General features: G+C 59.5%; 10 protein-coding genes. 9 read left to right on the plus strand and 1 reads right to left on the minus strand.

Annotated elements, in window-relative coordinates; all coding sequences use genetic code 11:
* The first annotated feature begins 7 nt into the window (after positions 1 to 7).
* From BKP54_RS32685 to BKP54_RS32725, 9 genes are all read left to right on the plus strand, one after another.
* A complete protein-coding gene (locus BKP54_RS32685) occupies positions 8 to 436 on the plus strand; it encodes a GNAT family N-acetyltransferase (RefSeq protein WP_084815553.1) in 429 nt (142 codons plus the stop codon).
* 30 nt (positions 437 to 466) lie between these two features.
* Positions 467 to 1,633, plus strand: a complete 1,167-nt coding sequence (gene solA, locus BKP54_RS32690; RefSeq protein WP_084815544.1) for an N-methyl-L-tryptophan oxidase — start codon at positions 467 to 469, stop codon at positions 1,631 to 1,633.
* Between the two features lie 112 nt (positions 1,634 to 1,745).
* Positions 1,746 to 2,753: a trans-3-hydroxy-L-proline dehydratase gene (gene lhpH, locus BKP54_RS32695; protein ID WP_084815545.1), complete on the plus strand. Its 1,008-nt coding sequence runs from the start codon at positions 1,746 to 1,748 to the stop codon at positions 2,751 to 2,753.
* Positions 2,754 to 2,755: 2 nt separating this feature from the next.
* Positions 2,756 to 3,667, plus strand: coding sequence for a bifunctional Delta(1)-pyrroline-2-carboxylate/Delta(1)-piperideine-2-carboxylate reductase (lhpI, locus tag BKP54_RS32700; protein WP_280951702.1), 912 nt, complete (start codon positions 2,756 to 2,758; stop codon positions 3,665 to 3,667).
* 129 nt (positions 3,668 to 3,796) lie between these two features.
* On the plus strand, positions 3,797 to 4,618 hold the full coding sequence (locus BKP54_RS32705) for a transporter substrate-binding domain-containing protein (protein ID WP_084815547.1): 822 nt from the start codon (positions 3,797 to 3,799) through the stop codon (positions 4,616 to 4,618).
* A 208-nt stretch (positions 4,619 to 4,826) separates the two neighbouring features.
* Positions 4,827 to 5,489, plus strand: coding sequence for an amino acid ABC transporter permease (locus BKP54_RS32710; protein ID WP_084815548.1), 663 nt, complete (start codon positions 4,827 to 4,829; stop codon positions 5,487 to 5,489).
* 9 nt (positions 5,490 to 5,498) lie between these two features.
* Positions 5,499 to 6,152 carry an amino acid ABC transporter permease gene (locus BKP54_RS32715; protein WP_084815549.1) on the plus strand — a complete coding sequence of 218 codons (654 nt, stop codon included), beginning with the start codon at positions 5,499 to 5,501 and terminating at the stop codon, positions 6,150 to 6,152.
* Positions 6,149 to 6,868, plus strand: a complete 720-nt coding sequence (locus tag BKP54_RS32720) for an amino acid ABC transporter ATP-binding protein (protein ID WP_084815550.1) — start codon at positions 6,149 to 6,151, stop codon at positions 6,866 to 6,868. Before BKP54_RS32715 ends, BKP54_RS32720 begins: the two co-directional genes overlap by 4 nt.
* A gap of 33 nt (positions 6,869 to 6,901) precedes the next feature.
* Positions 6,902 to 7,930, plus strand: a complete 1,029-nt coding sequence (locus BKP54_RS32725; protein ID WP_084815551.1) for a proline racemase family protein — start codon at positions 6,902 to 6,904, stop codon at positions 7,928 to 7,930.
* Positions 7,931 to 8,555: 625 nt separating this feature from the next.
* On the opposite strand, the gene BKP54_RS32735 is transcribed toward BKP54_RS32725, so the two are convergent.
* The coding region (locus BKP54_RS32735; protein WP_128090558.1) for an aldehyde dehydrogenase family protein at positions 8,556 to 9,127 on the minus strand (572 nt) is incomplete at its 5' end.

Genomic DNA, 9,127 nt, shown 5'->3' on the forward strand with positions numbered 1-9,127 from the left:
CCGCAACATGACGCTCGATAAAAACAGACTTGAACTTCGGCGAGATCTGGCGCCAGAGCAAATGGACCAACTGGTGGACCTCTTTCAGCAGGAATGGTGGACCAAGGGCCGCCAGAAAGCGGATGTCGAAAGGCTTCTGAAGCACGCAGGACCGATTTTCGCCTATCTCGATCCGCTGAACGGGGAACTTGTCGCCTTCGCGCGTGCCATGACGGACGGCGTCTACAAAGCGATGATCTTCGATATCATCGTCAAGGATACGTGGCGGAACACTGGGCTCGGCCGTCTGCTGATGGAGACCGTCATGACGGATCCCGTCCTCGCGCGCGTCAAGCATCGCGAACTCTACTGCCTCGAGGACATGCTGCCCTTCTACGAAAAGTGGGGGTTCACGGCCAATCTGCCCGGCCTTTTCTTCATGCGCCAGTCGTCCTGAGATGATGCGAGCAGAGTTTCGAGGCATTCCATGACCACCGTTCAAACCGTTCTCGAAGCCGACTACGCCGTGATCGGGCTTGGCGTGATGGGCGCATCGACACTGCACTTCCTGTCCCAGTCGGGTCGGAAAGTCGTTGGTATCGACACATACAGCCCTCCGCATCGCCACGGTGCAAGTCATGGCGGCTACAAGGTGACGAGAGAGGCAGTCGCCGAAGGCCCCGCCTATCTTCATTTTGTCCGGCGCACGAATGAGCTTCTGCGTGACTTCGAGCGCCGATACGATGCCGACCTGATGCAACGCACCGGAACGCTGATCATTGGATCGCAGGCCGCGGACAGTTCCAGTAGTTTTCTGAGCGACACCGTTCGGACTGCCGAGGACAATGGCATCGCGCACCAGGTCCTGTCGTCCGGGGACTTGAGGAAGCGCTATCCGCAGTTTATCGGCGTGGCGGACGAGGACGCGGGCTATTTTGAGCCCGGTGCCGGCTTCATTCGCCCCGAACCGCTGTTGAACCTGCAGATCGCGCTTGCCAAACAGGCTGGCGCGGCGGTTTTGCAAAATTCCGCCGTCAGGCGGGTCACGCCCGTCGAGGGCGGCGTGGAAATAGAGACCGAGGGGGTACGGATCCGCGCCCGACAGGTCGTCGTCGCTGCAGGTCGATGGATGGGAGAACTCCTTGGTGGACAGTTTGGCCCTCTGCTGTCCGTCAGCCGGCAAAGGACGTTTACGTTCAAAGCGCTCGATACGGCCGCCTATCAAGCGGGCAGGTTTCCGACCTTGATGTGGTTCCGCCAGGGTGTTGGTGGTGCTTGCGCGACGGTCTTTCCGCTCGAAGGATCGGGCGATGGGATCAAGTTTTTTGTCGCGGACACCGACGTTGATCCGCTCGCCTCCGGTTCTAGCGATCGGTTTTTCCAGCGCCACGTCCAGCCATTCTTCGGGGGCGTTTCCCCGGTGCTGCGGATGTCGGAAACGTGCTTCTACACTTCGACGCCTGATGACGGGTTTCTGCTCGATTGGCATCCGGATATTCCGGGGCTGTTTTTGGTATCCGCCTGTTCGGGGCATGGATTCAAGCATGCATTGGGAGTCGGGGAGGCCGTGGCCGCGGTGCTTGCGGGACGTCCGGTTCCTGACCTCTCCGCATTCAGCTTGGAGCGATTTTCCACCAATTCGCCACGGAGCTGAAGATCTCGCCTGCAGGCTGATAAAACTGCCTTGACAGGTATAGTAGATCGTATACGATATCTGAAAGTTAAAATTGACGACAGCAATTTAGTCGTCGGTGAGAGGGAGAAACATGAAATTCGATCGGTTACTAACAACAGTCGAGCTGCACACCTGCGGCGAAACTTTTCGCCTGGTCACTCAGGGGCTGCCCAAGATTCCAGGCAAGACGATTGTCGAGCGCATTGCCTGGCTCGAACAGAACGCCGATCACTATCGGCGCGCCGTGCTGCTGGAGCCCCGCGGGCACAAGGATCTCTACGGTGGATATCTGACCGAGCCGGTCCACCCCGGAGCCGACTTCGGCGTGATCTTCCTCAACAACATGGGCTACAGCCCGCATTGCGGTCACGGCGTCATTGCTCTGGCGACCGCGGCCGTGGAACTGGGCTGGATCGAGCGGAAGGCGCCGGAGACGAAGGTTGGCATCGATGCGCCCTGCGGCTTTATCGAAGCCTATGTGCAGTGGGATGGTGAGCGCACCGGTTCCGTTCGCTTCGTCAACGTGCCGTCGTTCATTTTCAGCCGTGACGTGACCGTCCACACGCCGACCTTCGGCGAAGTGACCGGCGATGTGGCCTACGGCGGTGCGACGTATTTTTACGTCGATGGCCGCAAGCACGGCGTCGAAATCCGCGAATTCGATGCGCAGCGCGTCATGCAGCTTGGATATGAGATCAAGGCTGCTGCAAATGCCAAGATGCCGTTCGTGCATCCGGAGATCCCGGAATTCAATAACGTCTACGGCGTGATGGTCTATGGCGACCCTCGTCATGCGGGTTCGACGCAGGCCAATTGCTGCGTCTATGCCGATCGCGCCGTCGATCGTTCTCCCACCGGGTCGGGCACGGCGGGCCGCGTTGCGCAGCTCTATCTTCGTGGTGAGATGACCGCCGCCGATACGCTCGTCAATGAATCGATCATCGGCACGATCTTCAAGGGGCGCGTGTTGTCCGAAACCAAGGTCGGGGATTTCGATGCGGTTGTCCCGGAGGTGGAGGGCAGTGCTTACATTTGCGGCTTTGCCAATTGGGTGATCGACGAAGCCGATCCGCTTAAGTTCGGTTTTCTGGTGAGCTGATGATGATCCAAAGGTTCGATGCAACTGAGACGGAGAGGCTGCTTCCCTTCGATTTGCTCGTCGGGGAGCTGGAAAAAACCGTGACCGAATACGCCGACGGAAAGATCGTCAGTCCGGAACGGTTGGTCATTCCTCTGGCGGCGGGCGGTGTCATGCTCTCCATGCCCGCCAGTGCTGAGGACATAGCCAGCCACAAGCTGGTCAATGTGTGCCCGTCGAATTTTTCCCGCAGTCTTGCGACGATCAACGGGGAAGTCGTTGCCTATGACGCCGTCACCGGTATCTCCCTGTTCGCCCTCGACGGCCCGACCGTCACGGGCCGGAGAACGGCGGCGATAACGCTCTTGGCCATCAGCCGGCTTCGCAAAACGCCGCCGAAGGCCGTCGCGATCATTGGCACCGGAAAGCAAGCGTCGACGCATGTGCAGGCACTCTCGTCGTTCTATCCCGGTGTCGATCTGGTCGTTGCCGGAATTTCCCGGGAGGAGGAGGCGCTATTCTGCGCGAGGCATTCTGCTTGCTCCATCATGCCCTTTACGGACCGAGATTGGTCTCGCGTCGACGTCGTCGTTACGCTGACCACCAGCAAGACGCCCGTCTATACGGAAGTGGCGAGGCAGGGTCGGCTTGTCGTGGGGGTAGGGGCCTTCACGCCGGACGCAGCCGAAGTGGGGAGGGAGACGGTATTGGCAAGCACTCTGATCGTCGACGATCCTGCCGGCGCGAGGCACGAGGCTGGCGATCTCATTCAGGCCGGTATCGACTGGTCGGGTGTGATTTCCCTCGCCGACGTTCTGAAGGGGACGGCGAATGTCGCAGGGCCGATCTTCTTTAAAAGCGTCGGCTGCGCGGCTTGGGATCTCGCGGCTTGCCGCGTGGCACGCGAGATAACCACCGCAGACACTGCGGGCTAACCTCGCTATCGTATACGATATCTAAAATAGCTTCTTTGCTGCCTTTAGTGCGTGCGGCGAGAGGTGCCGAAGAAGCGTATACGATAGGCGATATGCGAAAACGAAACCAAAGCAAGAGAGGAACTGAAAATGAAGAAAATGATCCCGCTTATGGCTCTTGCCGCTGCCGCGATGTGCGGCTCGGCTGCCCATGCTGACCAGCTCGACGACGTCATCGGCGCAGGCAAGCTTCGCTGCGCGGTGCAGCTCGACTTCCCGCCCAACGGCTCGCGTGATGCCGATAACAATCCGATCGGTTTCGACGTCGACTACTGCAACGACCTCGGCAAGGCACTGGGCGTCGAAGTCGAGATCGTCGACACGCCGGAAAACGACCGCATCCCCGCGATCCTGTCGGGACGGGCCGACGTGGCCGTCGCTGTCGCTTCCGATACGCTGGAACGCGCGAAAACCGTTGGCTTTTCCATCCCCTATTTCGTGTTCGAGACGATCGTGCTGGCACGCGAGGATTCTGGCATCAAAGGACCGGACGACATTAAGGGACACACGGTCGGTGGCCCGGCTGGCGCCTATGAAACACTTGCCCTCGCTGACGAGATCAAGAAGATGGACGATCCAAAATCGCAGATGCTCACGTTCCAAAGCCAGTCGGACACGTTCCTGGCGCTTGGACAAAAGCGCATCGACGCAACCTACACTACGTCGACCATTGCTGCAGCGATCATCGAGTCCGGCAAATATCCGGGCCTGAAGGTCGTCGGCGTCGCGCCGGTTGATGCCGACTATTGCGCGCTGATCGTCAAGCGCCAGGAGCAGGGCTGGCTCAACTATGTCAACCTGTTCCTGAACCGCCAGGTTCGCTCCGGCCGCTACGCGGAACTCTACAAGAAGTGGATTGGCGAGGATGCCGGCGCGGCCCCGGATCTCACCGTTCCCGGCGCCTACCGATAACCGGAATCCGCCTCATCGGGAGATGGCGTCCGGTCCCAATCGATCGGGCGCCACAGGAGGCGCGCATGCGTTTCCGTCAACCGAGCGACTGACAGCATCGTCGATGGACGCAGGGTCAATCCGGCGCTCCGAGGCTGCGCGGTGCTCGCAAATTCCTCTTCGTGCGCAGGGCTACGGCCGGCGGGCGCTTAAAGAGAATGAGATACAAATGGACTATCAATTCCAGTGGAGGCCGGTCCTGCGCGCGCTTCCAGAGATGCTGTGGGGCGCCCTGGAGACGATCGAGATCGCTGGCCTGGCCATGTTGATCGGAACAGTTCTCGCTATTTTCCTGGCACTCGGCAAACGGTCGGGGAAAAAATACCTGTCCTGGCCGGCCGATGTCTGGATCGAGACTGCGAGAAACACCCCGGCGCTCTTCCAGGTCTACATGCTCTATTTCGGTCTGGGTTCGCTTGGGCTGCAGGTCAGCTCCTATGCTGCGCTATTGCTCGGCATCACCTTCAACAACGCCGGTTACCTTGCAGAGACGTTCCGCGGCGGTTTTTCTGCCGTTCCGGAGACGCAGACGCGCGCGGCGCGTTCCCTCGGGCTGGGTGCCGTCCAGACCCTGTGGCATATCGTGATCCCGCAGATGCTGCGCGCGGTTTTCCACGCCATGACCAACCAGATGGTGTGGTCCATTCTGATGAGCTCCCTGGGGGTCATCGTCGGCCTGACCACAGATCTCACAGGCGTCACCCAGGAACTCAACGTCGTGACCTACAGAACCTTCGAGTACTTCTTCGTCGCGGCTTGCCTCTACTACCTCATTTCCAAGGCCTTCACGGTGTCAGCACGCATCGTGGCTTGGCGCTTGTTCCGATACTAGGAGGTCACGATGTATTTCGGTGGATCATTTACATGGGGCGATTTTCAGTTCCTGCTTTCCGGAGCGGTAACCACGCTCGCAATTACCCTGGTGTCCGTCGTGATCGGGACGGTTCTGGGTGTCCTATTCGGCCTCGTCAGAGCAGGTGCTCCCGGGTGGATCGGCAACACGCTAGGCGCCGTCCTTGACGTTTTCCGGTCCGTACCGCTCCTCATTCAGCTCGTGTTGTTCAATTCGTTCAACAGCATGCTCAAGCTGAACTGGCCGACCTTCACTGTCGGCTGCGTATGTTTGGGAATCTACGCCTCCGCCTTCTGTACCGAGATCGTCAGAAGCGGCGTCGGCGCCGTCCCTCAGACGACACGCCGGGCGGCGAGATCTCTTGGTCTCAGCTGGCTGCAGGAAATGAAGTCCATCACACTGCCGATTGCCACCAGGGTCGTCTTCCCGAGCTGGATAGGGCTGACGCTCGGCGTGATGAAAGACACAGCGCTCGTCCTGTGGATCGGCATCGTCGAACTTCTGCGGAGCTCGCAGATCGTAACGTCGCGCGTCCAGGAGCCATTGCTGATCTTGGGCATTACCGGGCTGATCTACTTCGTAATGAGCTTTCCAATCGCCCGGCTCGGAAATCAACTTGAAAAAAAGTGGGGCACGCAATGATCGCCATTGAGAACGTACACAAACAATTCGGCTCGCTGCAGGTGCTGCAAGGCGTGGATCTGACGGTGAAGAAGGGCGAAGTTCTGTCGATGATCGGCGGTTCGGGATCCGGCAAGTCAACGATGTTGATGTGCATCAACGGCCTCGAAGGGATCCAGCGCGGACGCATTGCGGTTGATGGCGTGGAGGTTCACGCCAAGACCACGGACCTTAACAAACTGCGCCGCCGTATCGGGATCGTGTTTCAACAGTGGAATGCATTCCCTCACCTGACTGTGCTGGAGAACGTTACACTTGCGCCCAGGAAGGTTCTTGGGAAATCCAGGCAAGAAGCTGAAGCGATCGCGATAGAGCAACTGTCGCATGTCGGGTTGAAGGAGAAGCTGGGCGTATTCCCTTCGCGGCTGTCCGGCGGTCAGCAGCAACGAATGGCAATCGCCAGAGCGCTTGCGATGTCACCCGACTACATGCTGTTCGACGAGGTCACTTCGGCTCTCGATCCGCAGCTTGTAGGTGAAGTGCTCGATACGATGCGCATGCTGTCGAAGGAGGGTATGACGATGATCGTGGTCACCCACGAGATGCGCTTCGCGCGCGAAGTGTCGGATCGCGTCGCCTTCTTCCGCGAGGGGCGCATCCACGAGATAGGCTCGCCGGAGCAGATCTTCGAGAACGCCCAGAAGCCGGAAACGGCCGCCTTCCTGAAGTCCATTTGAACCCGTCCCGTCCGCAATCAAGGAACTTTCACAGTGCGCTCTTCCAAGATCGTCCACATCGTCAGCTGCCATGCGGAAGGCGAAGTCGGTGACGTCATCGTCGGCGGCGTCGCTCCTCCTCCGGGTGCAACTATTTGGGACCAGTCGCGCTGGATCGCCGAGGACGAAACTCTTCGCGACTTCGTGCTCAACGAACCGCGCGGTGGTGTCTTCCGGCACGTCAACCTGCTGGTGCCGCCCAAGGATCCGAAGGCGCAGATGGGCTGGATCATCATGGAACCCGCCGACACGCCACCGATGTCGGGCTCGAACTCGATGTGCGTCTCGACGGTCCTGCTCGACACCGGCATCATCCCGATGCAGGAACCGATTACACGCCTGGTCCTGGAAGCGCCGGGCGGCCTGATCGACGTCGAAGCCGAGTGCCGAAACGGCAAGGCCGAGCGCATCCGCGTGCGCAACGTGCCCTCCTTTGCCGACAAACTTGACGTCAAGCTCGAAGTAGAAGGGCTGGGCACGATGACCGTCGATATCGCCTATGGCGGAGACAGTTTCGTCATCGTCGATGCCGCTTCGCTCGGCCTGAGCCTCAGTCCCGACGAGGCGCGTGACATTGCGCGCATGGGCGTCAAGATCACGGAAGCCGCCAACCAACAGATCGGCTTCAAGCACCCTGTAAACGACTGGAGCGGAATCTCCTTCTGTCAAATGACCGATCCGGTGATCGTGAAGGACAGTGTTCTGCATGGCAAGAATGCCGTTGCAATCCGGCCAGGCAAGGTCGATCGCTCCCCCTGTGGCACCGGTTGCTCCGCACGCATGGCCGTCCTCCACGCCAAGGGGTTGATGAAGGTCGGCGACAGGTTTGTGGGCACCTCGATGCTCAACAGCGAATTTCATTGCAGTATCGATGAAGAGCTTGAGATCAACGGCATACCCGCAATCAGGCCGATACTCTCGGGCCGTGCCTGGATCATCGGAACGAAACAGCTGATGGTCGATCCAGCCGATCCCTTCCAGGGTGGATACCGCGTCTCCGATACCTGGCCTATGGACAATTGAGGTCTCGACAATGCCGATCGTCAGGGTCGAGTTATTTCCGGCCGGAATCCGGAGAAAAAGGCAGAACTCGCGAAGGCCATCACCGACGCGTTCGAATGGATAGGCGGGGTGGCGCCAGCCGCAACAACCGTGATGTTCGTTGAAAATCCACCCAACGATTGGTTTGTCGCGGGCGAACCTTTCAACATTTGTCTCAGCCAAGCGTCGATGGATGCGGGCTAGGCGAAGCTGATCGGGTCAACAACCATCGACAAGCAAATCGTGATGTTGCCAAGACCCCGCCCACTATCGACCCACAGCCGCCCAAAAAACGTGCGGATCGCGAAAGAAGGGACGCCGGGCCACTCGCGGCATGACAGCCGCCTCCTTAACGTCTTGCTTCGATCAACGCAGGGACCGGATCATCCGCAGGTGCCGGCCGTGAGAAGCCGCTCATTCGTCCTAACCATCAATTGCCAACGTGGGCGTAGCAGGCATACCAGATGTTTGCCGTGCCGAGCAGGATCAACAGCCGCTCGATTGTAGTAAGTTCGGGCATTCGTTCTCGCTTGGGTAATATCGTAGGCATTGCTCAATTCCTCCCTGGATAGCCAATGTGGTGCGTGCCCCTCCACTGGGGCATTCATTATATGCCGCCGAGGCAGACATATTTGATCTCGGTGAACTCCTCGATCCCATACTTCGAACCTTCGCGGCCGAGGCCCGAGAGCTTGACGCCGCCGAACGGCGCTTCCGCGGTGGAGATCAGCCCGGTGTTGACGCCGACCATACCGTATTCCAGCGCCTCGGCCACACGGAACACCCGCGCCAAATCCTTGGCATAGAAATAGGAGGCCAGCCCGAACTCGGTGTCATTGGCCTGTTCGACGACATCGGCCTCGTCCTTGAAGCGGAACAGCGGCGCGACCGGGCCGAAGGTTTCCTCGCGGGCGACTGCCATCGCCTGGGTGACATCGGCCAGAACCGTTGCTTCGAAGAAGGTGCCGCCGAGCGCATGGCGTTTGCCGCCCTGGATCACGCGCGCGCCCTTGGCGGTGGCATCGGCGATATGCTCTTCCACCTTCTCCAGCGCCGCCTTGTCGATCAGCGGGCCGAGGATGACGCCCTGGTCGAGACCATTGCCGATCTTCAGCTTGGCAACGGCCGCCGCCAGCTTGTCGGAGAAGGCATCATAGACTTTGTCCTGCACGTAGATAC

The organism is Ensifer sp. 1H6 (genome assembly GCF_001976035.1).
Lineage (GTDB): Bacteria > Pseudomonadota > Alphaproteobacteria > Rhizobiales > Rhizobiaceae > Ensifer > Ensifer canadensis.